The organism is Microbacterium sp. FG3, assembly GCF_057809335.1.
In genome coordinates, this window is sequence record NZ_JBMDJT010000004.1 from 95,154 (window position 1) to 116,147 (window position 20,994).

At 73.0% G+C, this 20,994-nt stretch carries 21 protein-coding genes and 1 riboswitch; of the genes, 12 read left to right on the forward strand and 9 right to left on the reverse strand.

Features of this window, described 5'->3' with window-relative positions:
* Positions 1 to 4: 4 nt before the first annotated feature.
* A complete protein-coding gene (locus ACODR5_RS02645) occupies positions 5 to 1,357 on the forward strand; it encodes an ABC transporter permease (protein ID WP_488982646.1) in 1,353 nt (450 codons plus the stop codon).
* Positions 1,354 to 2,241 carry a carbohydrate ABC transporter permease gene (locus tag ACODR5_RS02650; RefSeq protein WP_449855199.1) on the forward strand — a complete coding sequence of 296 codons (888 nt, stop codon included), beginning with the start codon at positions 1,354 to 1,356 and terminating at the stop codon, positions 2,239 to 2,241. The genes ACODR5_RS02645 and ACODR5_RS02650 overlap by 4 nt, the downstream gene beginning before the upstream one ends.
* A 60-nt stretch (positions 2,242 to 2,301) precedes the next feature.
* On the opposite strand, the gene ACODR5_RS02655 is transcribed toward ACODR5_RS02650, so the two are convergent.
* Entirely contained in the window at positions 2,302 to 2,961 is a 660-nt protein-coding gene (locus ACODR5_RS02655) for a DUF305 domain-containing protein (RefSeq protein ID WP_449855200.1), read from the reverse strand.
* Between the two features lie 5 nt (positions 2,962 to 2,966).
* On the reverse strand, positions 2,967 to 3,677 hold the full coding sequence (locus tag ACODR5_RS02660) for a thioredoxin-like domain-containing protein (protein WP_488982647.1): 711 nt from the start codon (positions 3,675 to 3,677) through the stop codon (positions 2,967 to 2,969).
* Between the two features lie 101 nt (positions 3,678 to 3,778).
* Between ACODR5_RS02660 and ACODR5_RS02665 the strand changes: the two genes are divergently transcribed.
* Positions 3,779 to 4,447: a phosphatase PAP2 family protein gene (locus ACODR5_RS02665; protein WP_488982648.1), complete on the forward strand. Its 669-nt coding sequence runs from the start codon at positions 3,779 to 3,781 to the stop codon at positions 4,445 to 4,447.
* 88 nt (positions 4,448 to 4,535) lie between these two features.
* On the opposite strand, the gene ACODR5_RS02670 is transcribed toward ACODR5_RS02665, so the two are convergent.
* From ACODR5_RS02670 to ACODR5_RS02680, 3 genes are all read right to left on the reverse strand, one after another.
* Positions 4,536 to 5,513 carry a malate dehydrogenase gene (locus ACODR5_RS02670; protein WP_488982649.1) on the reverse strand — a complete coding sequence of 326 codons (978 nt, stop codon included), beginning with the start codon at positions 5,511 to 5,513 and terminating at the stop codon, positions 4,536 to 4,538.
* Between the two features lie 41 nt (positions 5,514 to 5,554).
* The gene (locus ACODR5_RS02675; protein WP_488982650.1) at positions 5,555 to 7,342 is read right to left on the reverse strand and encodes a sigma-70 family RNA polymerase sigma factor; all 1,788 of its coding nucleotides are present in this window, start codon (positions 7,340 to 7,342) and stop codon (positions 5,555 to 5,557) included.
* A 310-nt stretch (positions 7,343 to 7,652) separates the two neighbouring features.
* Positions 7,653 to 8,804: an N-acetylglucosamine-6-phosphate deacetylase gene (locus ACODR5_RS02680; RefSeq protein ID WP_449855205.1), complete on the reverse strand. Its 1,152-nt coding sequence runs from the start codon at positions 8,802 to 8,804 to the stop codon at positions 7,653 to 7,655.
* Between the two features lie 61 nt (positions 8,805 to 8,865).
* Positions 8,866 to 8,949, forward strand: a riboswitch (ZMP/ZTP riboswitch).
* 36 nt (positions 8,950 to 8,985) lie between these two features.
* Between ACODR5_RS02680 and glyA the strand changes: the two genes are divergently transcribed.
* The 3 genes from glyA (at position 8,986) to ACODR5_RS02695 (ending at position 11,713) form a co-directional block, all read left to right on the forward strand.
* Entirely contained in the window at positions 8,986 to 10,284 is a 1,299-nt protein-coding gene (gene glyA, locus ACODR5_RS02685; RefSeq protein WP_460816366.1) for a serine hydroxymethyltransferase, read from the forward strand.
* Positions 10,284 to 11,165: a bifunctional methylenetetrahydrofolate dehydrogenase/methenyltetrahydrofolate cyclohydrolase gene (locus ACODR5_RS02690; RefSeq protein ID WP_449855207.1), complete on the forward strand. Its 882-nt coding sequence runs from the start codon at positions 10,284 to 10,286 to the stop codon at positions 11,163 to 11,165. The genes glyA and ACODR5_RS02690 overlap by 1 nt, the downstream gene beginning before the upstream one ends.
* Before the next feature lie 65 nt (positions 11,166 to 11,230).
* On the forward strand, positions 11,231 to 11,713 hold the full coding sequence (locus ACODR5_RS02695) for an SIP domain-containing protein (RefSeq protein WP_488982651.1): 483 nt from the start codon (positions 11,231 to 11,233) through the stop codon (positions 11,711 to 11,713).
* Here the strand turns inward: ACODR5_RS02695 and ACODR5_RS02700 are convergent.
* The 4 genes from ACODR5_RS02700 to ACODR5_RS02715 all read right to left on the reverse strand — a co-directional run bounded on the left by ACODR5_RS02700 (position 11,689) and on the right by ACODR5_RS02715 (position 15,979).
* Positions 11,689 to 12,186, reverse strand: a complete 498-nt coding sequence (locus tag ACODR5_RS02700) for a Fe-S oxidoreductase (protein ID WP_488982652.1) — start codon at positions 12,184 to 12,186, stop codon at positions 11,689 to 11,691. The genes ACODR5_RS02695 and ACODR5_RS02700 overlap by 25 nt on opposite strands.
* Entirely contained in the window at positions 12,183 to 13,001 is an 819-nt protein-coding gene (locus ACODR5_RS02705) for an arginase family protein (protein WP_488982653.1), read from the reverse strand. The genes ACODR5_RS02700 and ACODR5_RS02705 overlap by 4 nt, the downstream gene beginning before the upstream one ends.
* 138 nt (positions 13,002 to 13,139) lie before the next feature.
* A complete protein-coding gene (locus tag ACODR5_RS02710; RefSeq protein ID WP_449855211.1) occupies positions 13,140 to 13,871 on the reverse strand; it encodes a PspA/IM30 family protein in 732 nt (243 codons plus the stop codon).
* Between the two features lie 146 nt (positions 13,872 to 14,017).
* On the reverse strand, positions 14,018 to 15,979 hold the full coding sequence (locus ACODR5_RS02715; RefSeq protein WP_488982654.1) for a TPM domain-containing protein: 1,962 nt from the start codon (positions 15,977 to 15,979) through the stop codon (positions 14,018 to 14,020).
* 146 nt (positions 15,980 to 16,125) lie between these two features.
* Between ACODR5_RS02715 and ACODR5_RS02720 the strand changes: the two genes are divergently transcribed.
* The 6 genes from ACODR5_RS02720 (at position 16,126) to ACODR5_RS02745 (ending at position 20,849) form a co-directional block, all read left to right on the forward strand.
* Entirely contained in the window at positions 16,126 to 16,959 is an 834-nt protein-coding gene (locus tag ACODR5_RS02720) for a DUF3097 domain-containing protein (protein ID WP_488982655.1), read from the forward strand.
* Positions 16,960 to 16,972: 13 nt separating this feature from the next.
* Entirely contained in the window at positions 16,973 to 17,557 is a 585-nt protein-coding gene (locus ACODR5_RS02725) for a hypothetical protein (RefSeq protein WP_460816379.1), read from the forward strand.
* Between the two features lie 63 nt (positions 17,558 to 17,620).
* Positions 17,621 to 18,301 (forward strand): YcnI family copper-binding membrane protein, encoded by a 681-nt coding sequence (locus ACODR5_RS02730; RefSeq protein WP_488982656.1) that lies wholly within the window; start codon positions 17,621 to 17,623, stop codon positions 18,299 to 18,301.
* Positions 18,302 to 18,958: 657 nt separating this feature from the next.
* Positions 18,959 to 19,684 (forward strand): tRNA (guanosine(46)-N7)-methyltransferase TrmB, encoded by a 726-nt coding sequence (trmB, locus tag ACODR5_RS02735; RefSeq protein ID WP_488982657.1) that lies wholly within the window; start codon positions 18,959 to 18,961, stop codon positions 19,682 to 19,684.
* Complete coding sequence (locus ACODR5_RS02740; RefSeq protein WP_488982658.1) at positions 19,684 to 20,562, forward strand: CPBP family intramembrane glutamic endopeptidase; 879 nt, start codon at positions 19,684 to 19,686, stop codon at positions 20,560 to 20,562. The genes trmB and ACODR5_RS02740 overlap by 1 nt, the downstream gene beginning before the upstream one ends.
* Before the next feature lie 140 nt (positions 20,563 to 20,702).
* Positions 20,703 to 20,849 (forward strand): hypothetical protein, encoded by a 147-nt coding sequence (locus ACODR5_RS02745; protein WP_488982659.1) that lies wholly within the window; start codon positions 20,703 to 20,705, stop codon positions 20,847 to 20,849.
* Positions 20,850 to 20,994 lie beyond the last annotated feature (145 nt).

Consider the following 20,994-nt stretch of genomic DNA (forward strand, 5'->3'; position numbering starts at 1 on the left):
CGCCGTGACGGCCGTCACCGCCGCGCCGCCCGTCGCCCCCGCTCCGAGCGCGAAGCCGGAGCGGGGCGGCTGGCGCCGCTTCGTCATCACCGCGGCGTTCCTCTCGCCCGCGCTGGTCTTCCTCGGCGCGTTCGTCGTCTACCCGATCGTCTACACGGTCGTCCGCTCGCTCTTCGATCGCTCGGGCGGGCAGTTCGTGGGCTTCGAGAACTACGTGACGATGTTCACGAACGACACGACGTTCACGGCGATCCGGAACAACGTCATCTGGGTGATCGTCGCCCCCGCGGCGTGCACGATCCTCGGACTGATCTTCGCGGTGCTGCTCGAGAAGCTGGCGTGGAAGACGGCCTTCCGGCTCATCATCTTCATGCCGATGGCCATCTCGATGCTCGCCGCCGGCGTGATCTTCCGCGGCCTGTTCCAGGAGAACCCGAACCTGGGCGCCGTGAACGCCGCGATCGTCGGCGTGCAGGGCTGGTTCGGCGACGCCGCGAACTACCCCGGCGCCGGTCCGCGCGAGGGCACGGGGATCGTGGCCGACCGCGGCATCATCTCGTCCGAGGAGACCGTGCAGCCCGGCTCGATCCAGAACTTCGCCCTGACGGGCGTGCGCCAGGGCGACCTGCCCGAGGAGGCGGAGGACGCGCAGGCGGTGGACTCGGCCGCGGACACCGAGATCTCCGGCACGGTGTTCCTCGACGTCATCCGCGGCGGCGGCGGCACGAACGGCGAGATCGAGGAGGGCAAGAGCGGTCTGCCCGGCATCCGGGTCGACGCGGTGGCGCCGGACGGATCGATCGCCGGGTACGCGACGACCGGCGCGGGAGGCGAGTACACGATCGAGGGCCTCACGGCGGGCGAGAGCTACACCGTGGCGCTGCCGGCGGCGAACTTCGACGAGGGCGGCCAGGGCGTCTCGTGGCTGTCGGCGTCGTTCATCAACGCCGTCGTCATCCTGTCGTACATCTGGATCTGGGCGGGCTTCGCGATGGTCATGATCGCGTCGGGTCTGTCGGCCATGGATCGCTCGCTGCAGGAGGCCGCGCGCATGGACGGCGCGAGCGAGTGGAAGGTGTTCACGAAGATCACGGTCCCGCTGCTGGCGCCCGTGCTCATCGTCGTGGTCGTCACGCTCATCATCAACGTGCTGAAGATCTTCGATCTCGTGTACGTCATCCCACCGGGCGCCTCGAAACCCGCGGCGAACGTCATCGCGGTGGAGATGTGGACGCAGTCGTTCGGCGGCGGCAACAACCAGGGCCTCGGCTCGGCGCTGGCCATCCTGCTGCTCATCCTCGTGCTGCCGTCGATGATCATGAACGTCCGCAGGTTCCGTCAGGAGAAGGCCCGATGACCTCCGCCGCAGCGCTCGGACTGGTGACGAAGAAGAAGACGGCCGGACAGCGCATCGCCGACGCCCTCGGCAGCACGATCGTCAACGTCGTGCTGATGATCGTCGCGCTGTTCTGGCTCATCCCGAGCATCGGGCTGTTCCTGACGTCGCTGCGCTCCGCCGGCGACAACGCGCAGTCCGGCTGGTGGACGGTGTTCACGAAGCCGGCCGAGCTGACGATCCAGAACTACGCCAACCTGCTGCAGAACCCCGACATCACGGGATCGATCTGGAACACGATCGTCATCGCCGTGCCCACGACGATCCTCGTCGTGCTGATCGGATCGCTCGCGGGCTACGCGTTCGCGTGGATGCAGTTCCCTGGGCGCGACTGGCTGCTCATCGTCGTGATCGTGCTGCTGGCCGTGCCCATCCAGGTGGCGATCATCCCGCTCGCCCAGCTGTTCGGCGCGCTCGGCATCTTCGGCAGCGTGCTCGGCGTCATCCTGTTCCACACGGCGTTCGGCTTGCCGTTCGCGATCTTCCTGCTGCGCAACTTCTTCACGGAGGTGCCGGGCGAGCTGATCGAGGCGGCCAGGATCGACGGCGCGGGGGAGTGGCGGATCTTCTTCACGGTGATGCTGCCGCTGGCGATGCCGGCGGTCGCGTCGCTGGCGATCTTCCAGTTCCTGTGGACGTGGAACGACATGCTCGTGGCGCTGATCTTCACGAACTCCGAGTCGATGCCGCTCACGGTGGCGATCCAGTCGCAGCTGCGTCAGTTCGGGTCGAACATCGACGTGCTCTCGGCGGGCGCGTTCCTGTCGATGATCGTGCCGCTGATCGTGTTCTTCGCCTTCCAGCGCTACTTCGTGCAGGCGATGCTCGCCGGCTCCCAGAAGTAGCCGATTCGGTTGCTGAACGGAGCGGCGCAGCCGCGCAGATGAAGCGACCAGTCGAACCCGTCAGCCGCAGCCGAGGCGGTTCTGCACCGACCGCAGCGCGTCGATCTCGCGCTGCTGCGTGTCGGCCATCGCCTGGGCCGTCTGCCGCACGCGGGGCACGCTGCCCAGGTCGAGCTCGGCGGCGACCATCTCGAGGGCGCCGGTGTGGTGGCGGATCATCAGCTCGGTGAACAGGCAGTCGCCGGCCGTCGTGCCGGCCGTCTGCTGCAGGCGCGCGAGCTCGTCGTCGCTCGCCATGCCCATGGCGTCGCGCAGCTCGTCCTCGCTGGCCGTGGGCGTCACGGCGCCGCCGTGGTCGTGCTCGCTGCCCTGCATCCACGCCATGAGCGGATCGGAGCCGCGCTGCGGCAGCCCCCACTCCACAAGCCACCCGTACATCTCGCCGCCCTGGGCCTGCTGACCCGTGGCGATGTCGTAGGAGATCACGCGAAGCTCGTCGTCGTCGGTGGCGCGGTACTGGATCATCGCCATCTCCACGGCCTGCGCGTGATGCACCTGCATGTCGCGGGCGAAGCCGATGTCGGCCTCGTTCGGTGCGGTCACCGCGTCGAACGCCGAGAACCGGCCGGCCGCGAAGGCGACGCCGGCGACGAGGATCAGCGCGAAGACGACGAGCGGCCACTGCCGCCGCGGGCGGACGGCGCGCTCGTCGTCGGCCATGCGGCTCAGGCCTTCCCGGGGCCGTCCACCGCGCCCGAGCACGAGGCGCCGGACTCCGGCACATCCTCGCTGCGCCAGTACTCCTCGAAGAACTCCGCGAGCCGCGGGTCGTCGGCCGCGTCCACCTTGAGCTGGGCGTTCCAGGCCTGGATGGAGACGGGCGAGTCCATGCCCTCGAAGGGGGAGAGGATCGCGTAGGTGCGCGGGGTGAGCCCGCGCAGCGCCTCGATGTCGGCGTCGCTGACCTGCGCGGGGTCGTACGTCAGCCACACCGCGCCGTGCTCCATCGAGTGGGTGGCGTACTCCTCCTGCTGCGGCTCGGTGTAGACGCCGCAGTTCAGCCAGTACGGGTAGTGCTCGCCGCCGGCCGAGGGGGTCTGGGCGTACTCGACGTCGGTGCCGACCTCGACGTGCCGCGTGTCGTTGTCGAAGGTCTCGACGCCCGCGATCTCGGCGCCCGTGCCGCCGGCGGTGTACTCGGGGTAGCTCGGCGCGAAGACGTACGACGCCACGATCGCGCCCACCACGGCGAGGGCCGCGACGGAGCCGACCGTCCACCACACCAGCTTGCCGCGCTGACGCTTCTTGAGGTGCGTCTGGTACTCGGCGAGCTTCTCCTGGCGGCGCGCCTCGCGCTGCTGCTTCACGGTGAGCTGCTGCTCCGCCGCGCGCGCCGGGTTGCCGCTGGTGCCCTTGGTGCGGTTGTTCGATGCCACGCGCCCAGAATATGCATACGCAAGTGACGGGAGGCTGAGAAGGCGCCGCCCATGCGCCGGTCGCGGCGCCGCGTCGCCCGGGGACACGGCAGGATGGGTGCGTGAGCGAGAACGCGGTCCCGCGGACGAGACGGCTGGGCGTCGGGATCGGCGCCCTCGCGGCGGCGGCCCTGCTGGGCCTCGTCATCCGGCTCGCCGCGGGCGACGGGCCGCTGCCGGTCGACTCGTGGTGGCGCGGCGTGGTGCGCGCCGCGCCGGAGGGGCCGCTGCTCGGCATGTCGCACGCGCTCGACACGATCGGGGGCGGGCGCTTCGCCAACCTGTGGATCCCGCTCGGCCTGCTGCTGGTGCTGCTCGCGCTGCGGCGGCCGTGGAGCGCGCTCGCCTACGCCGTCGCCTCGCTCGGCAGCACCGCGATCGTCCACCTGGGCAAGGAGCTCTTCGCGCGCGTGCGGCCCGACGACATCCTCATCCACATCTCCTCGGCGGCGTATCCGTCGGGGCACACGGCGTTCGCCGCGACGGTGGCCACCGCGCTGTGGGCGGCGTTCCCGCGCTGGTGGGTGGCCGCTGTCGGCGCGGTGTGGACGGCGGCGATGGCCTTCTCGCGCACGCATCTCTCGGCGCACTGGCTCACCGACACAGTGGGCGGCGCGCTGACCGGCATGGGCGTCGTGCTTGTCGTCGCGGCGCTCCTCGCGCACCGGCTCGACGAGGAGCCGCACCCGCGCGGGGAGACCCGGCCGCGGGACCCGGCTCAGGCTCTGTGAATCCGCAAGTCTCTGTCGAATCCGGGCGCCCAGACGCGCGGATATGACACAGACTTGCGGATATGCGCACGTCGAGACGGGTGCGGGATCAGACCAGGCCGAGGGAGCGCACCTGATCGGCCTCGGCCTGCAGCTCGGCCGCCGAGGCGTCGATGCGGGTGCGAGAGAACTCGTCGATGTCCAGGTCGGGGACGATCCGCCAGTCGCCGCCGGCCGTCGTGACGGGGAACGAGCTCACGAGACCCTCGGGCACGCCGTAGGAGCCGTCGGAGAACACGGCCATCGACGTCCAGTCGCCCTCGCGCGTGCCGCCGAGCCAGTCGCGCGCGGCGTCGACCGTGGCGCTCGCCGCGGAGGCGGCCGAGGACGATCCGCGCGCCTCGATGATGGCCGTTCCGCGGTTCGCGACCGTGGGGATGAAGTCGCGCTCCACCCACTCCCGGTCGCCGATCGCCTCGAGCGCGGGGCGGCCCGCCACGAGCGCGTGCGTGAGGTCGGGGTACTGCGTGGCGGAGTGGTTGCCCCAGATCGCCACGCGCGAGATGTCGGCGACCGGCGCGCCCGTCCTCGCGGCCAGCTGCGCGACGGCGCGGTTGTGGTCGAGGCGCGTGAGGGCCGAGAAGCGCTCGCGCGGGATGTCGGGGGCGTGCGACGCCGCAATGAGGGCGTTCGTGTTGGCCGGGTTGCCCGTGACGAGCACCCGCACGTCGTCGTCGGCGACGGCGCCCAGTGCCTCGCCCTGCGCGCGGAAGATGGCGCCGTTGGCCTCGAGCAGGTCGGCGCGGGTCATGTCGGCGCTGCGCGGGCGGGCGCCGACGAGCAGGGCGAGCTGCGCGCCGTCGAAGATCGCGCGTGGGTCGTCGCCCGTCTCGACGCCGGCTAGCAGCGGGAAGGCGCCGTCCTGCAGCTCCATGACGACGCCTTCGAGCGCCTTCAGCGCCGGGGTGATCTCGAGCAGGCGCAGCTCGATGGGCCGCTCGCCCAGGCCACCGGCGGCGAGTCGGAAGAGCAGGCTGTAGCCGATCTGACCGGCCGCGCCGGTGACCGCGATGCGCAGGGGCGTCATGACTCCGACGCTATCGCGGCGGGCGGTGCAGGGGAACCGGGTTATCGGGACAGCTGGCCGAGCGTGTAGGGAGGGAGCGTCTGATCGCCCGCCGTGACGGTGATGGCGTCGTCTTCGTCCATCCACGCCTCGCTGGGGATCTCGATCTCTGCGATACCCATCTCGTTGGCGACCTGGCACCCGGACGCGCTCACCGGGACCTCGACCTCGACTTCGACCACGTCGGCGTCGAGTGCGACATCGAGCAGGGTGCCGAAGATCGTCGCGTGCACTTCCGTACCGGCGGGGGCCGTGACGACCAGCCTCACCGCGTTGGAGGCGCCGTTGCCGTTGTTCGTCTTCCAGCTCGAGGCCTCGAGATCGAGTGCGACCGCGACGGGCCCCGCGTCGTCGCCAGGGTCGTCCGGAGGTGTCGTCGGCGTGGGGGTCGGCGTCGGTTCAGCCGCGCCCGTACCCTCGTCCCCTTGCTGCTCGTCCCGCTCGTCCTGCTCCACGGCGGCCGTCGCCGGTGCGGGCGGCGCGGCCTCGATGAGCACCGGCGGCGCGGGCTCGGGTGCCGGCTGCGGCGCGGGCGCCCTCGGCTTCTCGGGCTCGGGCTCGGGGATCTTCGGCTCCTCCTCGACCTGTGCCTCCTCGGAGCCGTGCGCGGCGAGGGCGGCGTCGGGCTCGATCGAGGCGTCGGACGGGGCCGCGCTCTCCTCGATCGCGGCGGGCTCGCTCGTCGGGGCCGGAGCGCCGGGAACGACCGCGTTGGCGACGATCGTGCCGACGATCGCGATCGAGGCGACGCCGGCGACGACGAGGCCTCCGATGGTCCACGCCGATCCGGTCGTGGAGCCGCCGCTCGCCGACCCGGAGGAGGAGCCCGCGGCGCCCGCGGTCCCGGCACCCGCCGCGGCGAGGAGCGCGCCGGCGCCCTCGGCGGCGTGGCCGAACACCTCGGCGCCGTGGCCGATCAGGTCGAATGACCCCGTGGCCGCGCCGTCGACCACGCCGTCGGGCATCGCCATGAGGGCCAGGGGAGCGGCGCCGTCCTGCTGCAGCGACGCGAGGTAGCCCGCGGCCCCCGTGACGCCGACCGCGAGGGGCAGCAGCACGAGCACCAGGCGGCTGCCCACGTCGTGCGCCTCCGCGGCCACGATGGTGCAGCGGGCGCAGTCGGCGACGTGGCGGTCGACCTTGCCGCCGTCGCGCGTGCCCAGGTTGCCGCGGGCGTGCGCGCCGAGGCGCTCGATCGTCCAGCGGCAGTCCGAGTCATCGCCGACGGCGGCGATGTGCGCCTGGATCCACGCCTCGCGCAGCCCCTCGCGCGCGCGGAAGGCCAGCTGCGACACGGCGGCGGGCTTCATGCCCAGCAGCTGCGACACCGCGGCGGGCTTCATCTGCTCCACCTCGGTGTACCAGAGCACCTCCTGCCAGCGGCTCGGCAGCGAGCGGAACGCCGAGGTGGTGAGGCTGCGGTCGAGCGCCGCGTCGACCGCGTCCTCGCTCGTGGCGGGATCCTCGACCTCGTCCATCTCGTCCACCGCGGTCTCGCGGTGGGCGCCGCCCCACGCGGCGGCCGTGTTGCGGATGGCCGTGAAGAGGTAGGCGCGGAACGAGCCGGTCGGGCCGCCGCCGCGGCGGATCGCCTGGAAGATCTTGGCGTACGCCTCCTGCACGAGGTCGTCGGCGTCGAGCGACGGCGAGATCGAGCGGGCGGCGACGATCGCCGATCCGTAGTGCCGGCGCCACAGCTCGCCGAACGCACCAGCGTCGCCCGAGCGCGACCGCAGGACGAGATCGGCGTCGGCCGTCGTCTCGGTCGGGTCCGTGTCGGGCACACGCATTACTCCATTGTGGTCTTCGCGGGCCGAGCCGCGCCAGTTCTCCCCAGATTTCGAGGGTTCCTCTGCGCTTCGCGGGTCGGATCCGGGAATCTCGGGAGATTTTCTCCGAACCCGCGTAATGAATCGCGGGGTGCGCGGTCTCATCCGGTGAGAGAGGCATGCGCCCGCCGATCCTGTCGGTGCGGCGCCCCGATCGGACGGAGCGCTTCGGGGGAGGGGATCGGTTCCGGTCGGATGAGAGGGGCCCGGTGTTCGGGGGAACGCCGGGTCCCTCGTTCTGCCCCCGGCGCATCGGCGCACGCGCCGGCCGTCAGACGCGCGCGCCCGCCGCCCACACGGCGCGCACCCGCAGCGACGCGTCCAGCAGCACGGCGTCGGCCACCGCGCCGGCCGCCAGCGAGCCGAGGTCGCCCCGGCCGATCGCCGCCGCGGGCACGGCGGTCAGTGCCGCGACGGCGTCGGGCAGTGCGGCGCCGAAGCCCACCGCGCGGCGCAGGGCGGCGTCCTGCGTGAGGGTCGATCCGGCGATCGCGCCGGTGGCGCGCACGCGCGCGACGCCGCCCGCCACATCCACGTCGAGGGCGCCGATCGTGTAGGCGCCGTCGGGCATGCCCGTGGCCGCCATCGCGTCGGTGACGAGGGCGACGCGGCCCGGCGCGGCCGCGAAGAGCATCCGCATGACGTCGTCGCGCACGTGCACGCCGTCGGCGATGAGCTCGAGCGTGACCCGCTCGTCGCGCGCGGCCACGGGGATCGGCCCCGGATCGCGGTGGTGGATGCCCGGCATGGCGTTGAAGGCGTGGGTGAGGATCGTCGCGCCCGCCTCGATCGCCGCCCGCGTGGCGTCGCCATCGGCCGCGGTGTGCCCGATCGCCGCGGCGGCGCCCGCCGCCACGACGCGCCGCACGGCGTCGAGGCCGCCCGGCCGCTCGGGCGCGATCGTCACCTGCCGCACGGTGCCGCGACCGGCCTCGAGCAGCCGCTCGACGTCGGCGGGCGCCGGATCGCGCAGCAGCGCGGGATCGTGCGCGCCGTGGTGCGCGGGGTCGAGGAACGGGCCCTCCAGGTGCGAGCCCAGCACGCCCGGATCGGCGGCCGCGAGATCCGCGACGACCGCCGCGCGCGCGGCGAGCAGCTCGAGCGGGGCGGTCACGAGGGAGATCACCGCGCGCGTCGTGCCGTGCCGGCGGTGCAGGTCGCGGGCGGTGCGGATCGCGTCGGCGCCCTCGTCGAACGCCGCGCCGCCGCCGCCGTGGCCGTGCAGGTCGACGAAGCCGGGCGTCAGCACGGCGGCCGGGCCGGCCAGTGCCGCCGCGTCGACGACCTCGTCACCCGCCGCGACGATGCCGCGCCAGTCTCCCGATCCGGTCGCCGCGATGCGGTCGCCCTCCAGCCGGATCCACCCGTCCGCCGTCTCGGACGCCCCCGTCACGAGGCGGGCGGAGTGGATCACGGTTCCCATGCGGAAAGCGTGCCACATCGGGCGGATCCGACCCTTGGCAGCCGGCGCCGGTCCGTTATGATCGAGGGGTCGCGACTGGCGTTGAGGTGGGTCACCACCGGGGAGCGACCTGGACGGCATTCGACCGCGCGCCTGGGCCGAAGCGAACACCCGTAATCCGCCACGTCGTCTGGAGATCGCCATGACCGATCCGCTGTTCAACGCCCCCCTGTCCGAGGTCGACCCGGAGATCGCGCAGGTGCTGCAGCGCGAGCTCGACCGCCAGCGCGGCTTCCTCGAGATGATCGCGTCCGAGAACTTCGTGCCGCTGTCGGTGCTGCAGTCGCAGGGCTCGGTGCTCACGAACAAGTACGCCGAGGGCTACCCCGGCCGCCGGTACTACGGCGGCTGCGAGGAGGTCGACGTCGCCGAGGAGCTCGCCATCGCCCGCGCCAAGGAGCTGTTCGGCGCCGAGTTCGCCAACGTGCAGCCGCACTCGGGCGCGTCGGCCAACGCCGCCGTGCTGCACGCCATCGCCCGCCCCGGCGACACGATCCTGGGCCTGTCGCTCGACCACGGCGGCCACCTGACGCACGGCATGAAGATCAACTTCTCGGGCCGGCTCTACGACATCGTCCCCTACGAGGTCGATGCCGAGACCTCGATGGTCGACATGGACGAGGTGCGCCGCCTCGCGCTCGAGCACAAGCCGAAGGTCATCATCGCCGGCTGGTCGGCCTACCCCCGCCAGCTCGACTTCGCCGCCTTCCGAGCGATCGCCGACGAGGTGGGCGCGTACCTGTGGGTCGACATGGCGCACTTCGCCGGCCTCGTGGCGGCGGGCCTGCACCCCAGCCCCGTGCCGCACGCGCACGTCGTCTCTTCCACCGTGCACAAGACGATCGGCGGCCCCCGCTCGGGCTTCATCCTCACCAACGACGCCGACATCGCGAAGAAGATCAACTCGGCCGTCTTCCCCGGTCAGCAGGGCGGCCCGCTCATGCACGTCATCGCCGCCAAGGCGACGGCGTTCAAGCTCGCGGCGACCCCGGAGTTCCGGGACCGCCAGGAGCGCACGCTCCGAGGCGCGCGGATCCTCGCGGATCGCCTGACGCAGCAGGACGTGAAGGACGCGGGCATCACGATCCGCTCGGGCGGCACCGACGTGCACCTCGTGCTCGTGGACCTGCGCGACGCGGCGATCGACGGCAAGCAGGCCGAGGACCTGCTGCACGAGATCCGCATCACCGTGAACCGCAACTCGGTGCCGAACGACCCGCGCCCGCCGATGGTCACCTCGGGCCTGCGCATCGGCACGCCGGCGCTGGCCACCCGTGGTTTCGGCGACGCGGAGTTCACCGAGGTCGCCGACGTCATCGCGCTCGCGCTGCTGCCCGATCCCGACCTCGCGGCGCTGCGCGAGCGCGTGGCGACGCTCGCCGACGCGTTCCCGCTCTACCCGGGCCTCGAGCAGGCCGGCCAGGGCTACGCGGGCGTCTGATGGTCGCGCGGGTTCTCGACGGGAAGGCCGCATCGGCGGCGATCAAGGCCGAACTCGCCGAGCGGGTGGCGGCGCTCAAGGAGCGCGGCGTCGTGCCCGGCATCGCCACCGTGCTCGTCGGCGCCGACCCGGCGTCGCAGCTGTACGTGGGCATGAAGCACCGCCAGTCGGAGGCGATCGGGATGAACTCGATCCAGCGCGAGCTGCCCGCCGACGCCACGCAGGAGCAGGTCGAGGCGCTGATCGACGAGCTGAACGCCGATCCCGCCTGCCACGGCTACATCGTGCAGCTGCCGCTGCCGAAGCACCTCGACACCGACGCGATCCTGGAGCGGATCGATCCCGCCAAGGACGCCGACGGCCTGCACCCGACCAACCTCGGTCGCCTCGTGCTGAACGTGAACGCGCCGATCCACACGCCGCTGCCGTGCACGCCGCGGGGCGTCATCGAGCTGCTGCTGCGTCACGACTACGACCTGAAGGGCAAGCACGTGGTCGTCGTCGGCCGCGGCGTCACGATCGGCCGCTCGATCGGACTGCTGCTCACGCGCCGCGAGATCAACGCCACCGTCACGCAGGTGCACACGGGCACGGTCGACATGGGGCAGTACCTGCGCCAGGCCGACGTGATCGTCGCCTCGGCGGGCGTGAAGCACCTCATCAGGCCCGAGGACGTCAAGCCCGGCGCGGCCGTGCTCGACGTGGGCGTGACGCGCGAGGACGACCCCGCCACGGGCAAGCAGAAGGTCTACGGCGACGTCGACCCGGCCGTGGCCGAGGTCGCGGGCTGGCTCTCGCCCAACCCGGGCGGCGTCGGACCCATGACCGTCGCGCTGCTCATGACGAACGTCGTCGAGGCTGCGGAGCGCGCCACCGCTTGACCCGGCATCCGGGAATGCGCCCGGCGTAGGTAAGGCTCACCTATGCCGGGTGTATCCTGGGGGCGATGTCCGTTCACACGCACGAGGGCTCCGTCCGGGAGCACAGCGACGCCGCCTGCCGCGCGCCGCGGCACTCGCGCGTCCAGCACCTCATCACCGCCGACGAGTCGTCGCTCGCCGAGCTCGAGACGCTGCTGGCGACCCTGCCGATCTGCTCCACCGGTCGCGTGTTCATCGAGATCCCCGACGCGACCTGGGTCAGCGACATCCGCGTGCCCGCCCGCATGACGCTGACCTGGCTCGACCGCTCGGCCCGCACGGGGGCGCCCGGGACGGGGCGCGCGTGCCCGACCGGTCGCGCGCTCGCCCGCGCCGTCACGGCATGGGCCGACGAGATGATGTGCGACGAGGGCGATGCCACGCGCGTGCACCTGCTGGGCGGCTACCTCGGCACGGCCGACATCGTGGATCACCTCACCGACCGCCTCGGCGTGCCGGCGGACGCCATCCACGCGCCCGAGCGCTACCGGCTGCTCGCCCGCGACTGACGGGCGGGCGGGCGTTCCGCGCGCACGTAGCCGCCGTCCTCCAGCCCGGCCTCGATCTCGAAGCGATTGCGCATCGGATCGGTGCCGGCCAGCAGGTAGAGGATCGGCAGCAGCAGCCCGTAGCGGCGCCACTGCCGCACGTGCACGAGCTCGTGGGCGCGCACGCGCGCGCTCTCGGCGTCGCGGTGCGTGAGGTAGCAGCGGCCGACGCACACGCCGCCGCGCGCATGCGTCCAGCGCGGCATGCGGCGGAACACGAGCAGCTCGCCGTGGCGCTCGACCTCTCCCGTGCTCCACAGCCCGCCCCACGCGATGCCGAACGCGGTCGCGATGTGGAAGCCGGCGCGACTGATCCACGAGTCGAGCAGGATGGTCGGGATGCGCCGGTCGAGCGTGCGGCCGTGCTCGAGGCGGAGCGCCGCGATCTCGCGCCAGTTGCCCGGGCGCGGCGGGGAGGGGAACGAGACCTTCACGCGAGCGACCCCACGAGCCGCAGGATCGTGCTCATGTCGTCGACGGCGGCCGCCGGCGTCGCGGGGGCGAACCCGGCGATCGTCGCGCCGGCCAGCGGCATCCGGGCGCGCAGCGCGCCGATCGCCGCCAGGAGCGCCACGGGCGAGAGCCCGAACGGAGCGGCCCGCGAGACGCCGGCGAGGTGGGCGGGATCGAGCACGTCCAGGTCGATGTGCAAGAACGCCCGCGTCGCACCCGTTGCCGCGACGGCGTCGGCGAGCGCCTCGGCGCCGGCCTCGATCTCGTCGCACGCGAGGCGCGCGATCCCCGCCTCCGCGGCGTGATCCGCCTCCGCGCGCTCGAGATCGCGGGCGCCGGCGAGGATCACCCGCTCGGGCGCGATGCGCCCGGGCTCGAGGGCCAGGCCCGCGGCGCCGCCGCCCAGCACGGCGCGCAGCGCCATGCCCGAGAACGCACCGGACGGGCTCGTCTCGGGGGAGTGCAGGTCGCCGTGCGCGTCGAGCCACACGACGGCGAGGTCGTCGGCGGCGAGCGCGTCGATGGCGGGCACCGAGACCGAGCAGTCGCCGCCGATGACGATCGCGGGGGAGTCCTCCGCGGCCACGGCGGAGGCGATGCTCTCGCGCACCCGCAGCAGGGAGCTGGCGCGCTGCACGCCGGTCTCGAGCTGCTCGCCCGCCTCCAGCGGCACCGCCACGCGCGTGCAGGCCGCGCTCGGCAGGTCGCCGGCGATCGCCTCTGCACCGTCGACGAGCGACATCGCGCGCGTCGAGGGCGAACCCTGCCATTGCGGAACCACGACGAACCGGACCATGGGGCCATTCTCTCCCGCGCGACGCGCGTTCGCCCCGCGTGGGCTCATCTTCGTCGCCCGGAGCCGCTTCGCGCCCGCCGCACACGCGACGGCGCCGCCCCGGATGATCCGGAGCGGCGCCGCGCGCGAGTGGGGGCGTCAGGAGGTGATGGCCTGCGTGTTCCCCGACTTGAGGGCGGCCAGGCGCGCCTCGACCTCGGTGAGCTGGCCCATGTCGTTCAGCTCATCGAACTGCGCGTCGAGCGACGACGCGGCGAGCTCGGCCTTGCCGGCGGCGAGCGCCTCCTGGCGGCGGATCTGCTCCTCGAAGCGGCCGAGGTCGCTCGTCGGGTCGAGCACGTTGATCGACTTGACGGCGTCGTGCACCTTGTTCTGGGCCTCGGCCGTCTTGGCGCGGGCGAGCAGCTCGCTGCGCTTCGACTTGAGCTCCTCGAGCTTCTGCTTCATGCCGTCGAGCCCGCCCTTGAGCTTCTCGACGACCTCGGTCTGCGCGGCGATCTGCGGGGCGACGGCCTTGGCGTCGTTCTCCTCCGCGATCTGGCGCTGCAGGGCGACCTTGGCGAGGTTGTCGAACTTCTCGGCGTCGGCGGTGTTGCCCGCCGCGCGCAGCTCGTCGGCCTTGCGGCTCGCCGCGAGGGCCTTATTGCCCCACTCCTTCGCCGTCTCGAGGTCCTCGGCGTGGTCGCGCTCGAGCAGGCGCAGGTTGCCGATCGTCTCGGCGATCGCGGCCTCGGCGTCGGCGATGTTGTTCGTGAAGTCGCGCACGAGCTGGTCGAGCATCTTCTGCGGATCCTCGGCCTGGTCGATCAGCGCGTTCACGTTGGCGCGGATCAGGGTCGAGATGCGGCCGAAGATCGACTGCTTGGTCATGGTGGTTCCCTTCGTGGATGGTGCAGAGCGTCGAGTCGGTTCGTGAAGGTCTATGGCGAGTCTAGGAGCGCCGGCTATGGGTGCGCAGGACGAATTCGGCAGGTGGGACCGCTCGCTCGCGGAGGCGGATGTGCACCCGCGCCACGTCAGAACCTGCCGCCGCCGCGGCGCCCGCTGCGGCCGCCCGAGCGACCGCCGCCGAAGCCGCCGCCGCGCCGGCCCCCGCCGAAGCCGCCCCCGCCGAAGCCGCCGCCGAGCCCGCCGCCCCAGCCGCCCGAGCGGCGCGAGCCGCCGCCGGAGAGCAGGCCGCCGATGATGCCGCCGATGATCGCGCCGCCGATGTCGCTGCCGCCCGATGAGCGGTAGCCGCCCGATCCGCCCATCATGCCGCCGCCCATCATGCCGCTCAGGTCGGACCGCGCCAGCTGCGAGGCCGACTCGGCCAGCTGCAGCGCGCGCTGCGCGTGCGGCAGCGCCTGCGCCGCGTCGGCGGCCTGCAGCGCCTCGGCGCGGGCGAGGGACGAGGCCGCCTCGGCCAGGCGCGTGCGCGCGTCGGCCCCGACGGCCCCGCGCCGCGCAGCGATGAAGTCCTGGGCGGCGGTCACCGCGCTGCGGGCCTGCAGGATCGTCTGGCCGAGCAGCTGCTGGGCCCGCTGGCCGTTCACGATGACGGCGTCGATCTGGTCGTTGGCGGCCTGCAGGTGCTGCAGCAGCACGCGTGGGCGCCGGGCGGAGCCCGACAGGTTCTGCCTGGCCAGCGCGATCGCCTGCTCGGTGGCGGCGATCGCGGGCGCCGCGTCGGCGGCGCCCGCGAGGTCGCGCGCCCTGGCCACGTCGCCCTCCAGCTCGGTCACGAGGGCGACGGCCTGTCGCTCGGCGGCCGTCAGCGTCGCGCCCAGCTCGGTGACGGCGCGCTCGAGGGCGACGGCCTGGTCGGCGGCCTGCTCGCCCACGACGATCGCGGCGGCCGCCTCGCCCGTGTCGCCCGCCGCCAGCAGCAGCTCGGCCTCCCTCAGCTCCGCCTCGGCCGTCGCCAGTCGATCGCGGGCCTGCGCCGGGTTGTCCGCCACCTCCTGCAGGGCCTCCGGCGCGTACGTGGCGCGCAGCGACTCGAGGGCGGCGGCGGCGCGCTGGTCGGCGCCGGTCGCCGCGGTCAGCGCCCGCCGGGCGTTCTCGAGCGCGGCCGGCGCGTTGCGCTCCACCTCGCGCAGCGTGCGGAACGTCTCGGCCTTCTCCTCGAGCGACTGCGCGGCGGCCTCGCAGAGGCGCAGGATCTCCTCGTTCCACGCGCGGGCCTGCCTCTCGCCGTCCGGCTCGGCGTCGCCGAGGCGCTGCCGCAGCTCGAACGCCTTCGCGAGGTTGCGCTTCGCCGCCTCCAGTGCGCGACGGAACTCGCCCGTCGCGTCCTCGCCGAACTGGGCGATCGCGAAGCCCAGCTCCTGCTCGCTCGACTTGACGGCGTCGTCGGTGGCCACCAGCGCCGAGGCGGCGCGCTGCTCGAGCTCCTCGAGCGGCACGGCGCCCGGCTCCGCGTCGTCCCTGGCCCGCGATCGGCGCACGAGCCACAGGATCAGCACCGCTCCGCCGATGAGGACGACGATCCCGACGATCCACGGGAGGGCACCCGATCCGCCCTGCGTCCGCTCCTCGACGGCGTCGGCCGCCGCATCCGCCACACCCGCCCAGTCGTCGGCGCGCAGGGGCTCCTCCACCGCGGTCTCGATGCGCGCGAGGTCGTCGTCGCTCAGGGGGCCCTCCAGGTCGGAGGAGACGTAGTACTGTCGGGCGTCCACGGCGATCGCCAGGAGGTACTGATCGGTGCCGAGCCCGTTCTCGGTCGCGACGGCGTCGGCCCAGGCGACACGGTCGCTCGGGGCGTCGAACTCGTCGACGTACACGATCCACAGGTCGATTCCCGTGTCCTCGCGCAACTGCTCGAGGCGCTCGTCCGCGGCGCGCTCCTCGGCGTCGGTGAGCGCGTCGACGGCGGGCAGGTCGAAGACGAACGAGTCGCCCAGGGTCACGGGCTCCGCCGCGCCCGCCGGCGATGCCGCCCCCATGAGCAGCGCCCCGGCCGCCACCGCCGTCCACGTCGCCAGCCTGCGCATCGCGCCCCTCTCGCTCGGGGCGCGCCGGCTCTGCGCACGGCGGTCGCCCCGCCACGATCCTATTCACGGCCACGGACACGGGAAAGCGCGGCGGACGCGGCCCGGTCGGCGCCGACATCCAGGCGCGGGAACATACGCTGACAGGGATGGACGACAGGTACGGACCCGACGTGCTCGCGACCGGGTGGCGCGATCGCGGCACGAAGCAGGCCAAGCGCGTGCCCGCGCAGATCGACCTCGTGGTCGAGGTGGCGGGCGACGGCTTCACCGGCGCGATCACCCGCCGCGAGGGGCCGCACGTGGAGCTCGAGGACCGCAAGGGCCGCAGGCGGCTGTTCCCGCTCGGCAAGGGCTTCCTCATCGACGGCGAGCCGGTGGAGCTCGTCGCGCCCTCCGCCCAGCGCCAGGGGCGGCGGCGCACGGCGTCCGGCTCGTTCGCCGCGGAGGACCGGCGGGCGCGCGTCGCGCTGCCCAGCCGCATCCTCGTGGAGGGCAAGCACGACGCCGAGCTCGTGGAGCGCGTGTGGGGCGACGACCTGCGCGCCGAGGGCGTGGCGGTGGAGTTCCTCGAGGGCATCGACGTGCTGGACGACGTGCTGCGCGCCGAGCCGCCGTCGGCCACGCGCCGCTACGGCGTGCTCGTGGACCACCTCGTGCCGGGATCGAAGGAGCAGCGGATCGCGGATGCCGTGGCGCGCGGACCGCACGGAGCGCACGTGCGCATCGTCGGGCACCCGTTCGTCGACGTGTGGCAGTGCGTCAAGCCGCAGGCGCTGGGCATCGCGGCGTGGCCCGTGGTGCCGCGCGGCACCGACTGGAAGACGGGCATCTGCCGCGGCCTCGGCTGGCCGGCCGAGGACCAGGCCGACATCGGCCGCGCGTGGCAGCACATCCTCTCGCGCGTCACGACCTTCCGCGACGTCGAGCCGGAGCTGCTCGGCCGCGTCGAGGAGCTCATCGACTTCGTGACGGCGCCGTAGCGGGGATCGGGCGATGCGGACACGGCGGCAGCGGCTCGCGCTGCGCGGAGCGGGGGCGTCGTTCGCGGCGAACCTCATCGCCGCCGTCTCGCACACCCTCGGCGGCGAGGACGCGCCCGCGCCGCTCGTCGTGCTCGGCATGATGGCGCTGCTGTGGGCGCCGGCCATGGTCCTCATGGGGCACCGGCCGCGTGCCGGCCGCATCGGGGCCACCGTGATCGTCGCGCAGGCGGCGTTCCACTCGGTCTACGCCGCGCTCGGCTTCCCCACGGGCGGAGCCGCGGGGCACGCCGGCCACGCGGGGCACGGGGCGCCGCTCGAGCTGGGATCGCTTGGCCCCGGCATCGAGGTGAGTCCGCTCATGGTGGCCGCGCACGTCGCGGCCGCGGCCGTCACCTTCGCCGTGCTGATGTTCGGCGAGCGCATGCTGCGGGCGATCCTCGAGTGGACGATCGCGTCGCTGCGGGCGCGCCTCGCCGCTCCCCGGCCGCGGATCGCGCCGCGCCGCGGCATCGTCACCGGGATCGTGCGCGCGCCCCGATCCGGCCGTGCCTTCGCGCTCATCGGCCCGCGCGGGCCGCCCCTTCCTTCCCTCTGAATCCCCAACCATTCCGCGGTCCCGAGGGGACCGCGGGTTCCGCATGCTCAGAAGGAAGAACACATGAACACCCACCGCACCACCCGCCCCGTCGCCCGCCCGCTGCGCCGCCTCGGCGCCGGCATCGCCGTCGGCGCCGCGCTCGTCCTCGGCCTGCCGCTCGCCGCCGCCGCCCACGTCACCGTCTCGCCCGAGCAGGCGACCGGCGGATCGTACGAGGTCCTCACCTTCGCGTTCAGCCACGGCTGCGACGGCTCGCCGACCACCGCGCTGCGCATCGAGATGCCCGACGGCGTCGGCGCGGTCTCGCCCACCGTGCAGGCGGGCTGGGACATCGCGCTCGAGCACGACGAGGCCGACGGGCTGCCGAGCGCCGTGACGTTCACGGCCGAGCAGCCGATCCCCAACGAGCTGCGCGCCGCCGTGCAGCTGCAGATGCAGCTCTCCGCCGACGCGGAGGGCGCCCTCGCGTTCCCCGTCGAGCAGCGCTGCGCCGAGGGATCGGTCTCGTGGAGCGAGATCGCCGAGGAGGGGCAGGATCCCCACGCCCTCGACGCGCCCGCCCCCGTCGTGGCGGTCGCGGCCGGGGACGACGCGCACGGCGCGCACGCGGAGGAGGAAGCGGCCTCGGGCGATGAGGCGGCCTCGGACGCGGCGGGTTGGGGCCTCGCGCTGGGCGCGGGCGGCGCCGTGCTCGGCGCGGCGGCGCTGGCGACGTCGATCGTGGCGCTGCGGCGTCGGTGATTTTCAGAACCGTCTGCGCCGCTCGGGCACGGCTTCGCCGTGCCGCTCGCGTGCTCGCGCCGGCGCGTCCCGCGCCAGCGAGGCGGCGCTTCGCGCCGCGGGGCGGCCGCATAAGCGGCCCCACGCTCGCTTCGCTCGCACAGTGATCGGTTTCTGGGGAGGGACGCCCGATCGGTGATACTCATCGGTTGCTGAACGGAGCGGCCGGAGGCCGCGGAGATGAAGCGACCACCACAACCGTCATGGACTTGCTGTGGTCGCTTCATCTTCGTTCGCTTCGCTGTTTCCTTTTTTGATCTGCGCCGCTCGGGCACCCGCTGCGCGGGCGCCGCTCGCGCTTCGCGCTCTCGCGTCCCGCGAGAGCGAGGCGGCGCTGCGCGCCGCGGGGGCGGCCGCATCGGCGGCCGCACGCTCGCGCTTCGCGCTCGCACAGTGATCGGCTGCGGTGGAGGGGTGCCCGATCGGTCGCACTCATCGGTTGCTGAACGGAGCGGCCGGAGGCCGCGGAGATGAAGCGACCACCGCAAGCGTCATGGACTTGCTGTGGTCGCTTCATCTTCGTTCGCTTCGCTCACTTCGTTCAGCAACCGTGGGCTTGCGGAGATGAAGCGACCACCCCAACCGGTCGGCGGGCGTGGGCCGACTACCCTGGGAGGCATGCCCGACGCACCCCGATACCGCGATCAGCCCGTGTCGTTCGTGCGGCGGGGCGGGCGGATGTCGGAGGCCCAGGAGCGCGCGTGGGCCGAGCTCTCGCCCTTCTACCGCTTCGACGTGCCGCGCGATGCGGCGTCGACGTCGGTGCACCCGGACGCGGTGTTCGATCCGGCCACGGAGTTCGGGCGCGAGGCACCGCTCATCGTCGAGATCGGATCGGGCCAGGGCCACGCCATCGTGAACGCCGCGGTGAACAATCCCGGCACCGACTACCTCGCCGTCGAGGTGTACGTGGGGGGACTCGCCCGCACCATGCTTGACGCCGACAAGGCCGGCGCGCGCAACCTGCGCGTGATCGAGGCCAACGCGCCCGAGGTGCTCGAGACGCTGCTGCCCGAGGGCTCCGCCGCCGAGGTGTGGATCTTCTTCTCGGATCCGTGGTACAAGAAGCGCCACCACAAGCGCCGCATGATCAAGGAGGGCTTCGGCGCCACCGTCGGCCGCGCCCTGCGCGACGGCGGCGTGCTGCGCCTCGCCACCGACTGGGAGGACTACGCGCTGCAGATGCGCGAGGTCATGGACGCCGCCCCCGAGTTCGAGCGCGCGTTCGACGGCGAGTGGGCCCAGCGCTTCGAGGGGCGCGCCATGACGGCCTTCGAGCGCAAGGGGATCGAGAAGGGCCGCGACATCCGCGACCTGGCCTACCGGCGCGTGCCCCGGGGCTGATGGGACACGTCGCCGCCGCGCCGCGCCCGCTCCTGTCGTGGGGCGTGCTCCCCGCGCTGCTCGTGTGCCTCGCGGCGCCGGCGATGTTCGTGCTCGAGTCGCGCCCGCTCGGCTACGCCCTGCTCGTGGTCGGTGTGCTGCTGGCGCTGGTCGCTTTCGGGGCCCGGCCTGCCGCTCCATCACACGACCGGGGAACGACGGAGCCGACCACTCGCACGCCCTCCCTCGCGCGCGACCTGCTGCTCATCGCCCTCGGGCTCGTGTGCGCCTCGGCGATCCACCTCGAGGCGAAGCTCGACGACCTCTCGATGCTCGCCTTCACGCTGGCGCTCGGGGGCGCGGTCGTCGTGCCGTACGTGCTCAGCCGCTTCGTCTTCCGCGATCACGCGATCCGCTTCCCGTGGCGCGGCGGCGGCCGCTGGACCGCGTGGCAGTGGACCTGGCTCGTCGCAGTGATCGCGCTGGGGTGGCTGATCCTGCCGTACTACTTCATCACGAGCGGCGTGTACCTCAACTGGCCCGTGGTGGACGACGCGAACCTCATCGCGCGGCTGTTCGTGGGCGTCGGGGCGGTGGGCATCTGGGACGAGCTGTTCTTCATCTGCACCGTCTTCGCGCTGCTGCGCCGGCACTTCCACGTCGCCACGGCGAACGTGCTGCAGGCGATCGTGTTCGTCTCGTTCCTGTGGGAGCTCGGCTACCGCGAGTGGGGCCCGGTCCTCACGATCCCCTTCGCCCTGCTGCAGGGCTTCATCTTCCTGCGCACCCGCTCGCTCGCCTACGTCGTGACGGTGCACCTGCTCTTCGACGCCGTCGTGTTCCTCGTGCTCGTGCACGCGCACAACCCCGGGGTGCTCGACCCCCTCTTCCTCGTCTGAGCCGGCCGCCCCGGCCCGCCGGATCGCGATCCGCTTCGCGCGCACCCTTTCGCCGGGCCGGATCGTCCCCCTAGAGTGACGGGCAAGGGGGCGGGACCCGCGGAACGACGAAGGCCGAGCGCTCCACCCGCGCGCGCGAGATGGTGCGCACGGCCGAGGAGGAGTTCGGCCCGTGCTCGCTCTACGGCGAGTGCGTGGACGTGTGCCCCGCCGGCATCCCCATCACCGCCATCGCGGGCGTCAACCGCGAGAAGCTCCGCCAGGTGCTCCGCGGCAAGGATGATTAGGTCTTAGGGTTGCTGATCGGTTGCACCGGACCGGTTGCTGAACGGAGCGCCGAAGGCGCGGAGATGAAGCGACCACCGCAACCGTTCTGTGCTTGCTGTGGTCGCTTCATCTTCGTTCGCTGGCGCTCACTTCGTTCAGCAACCG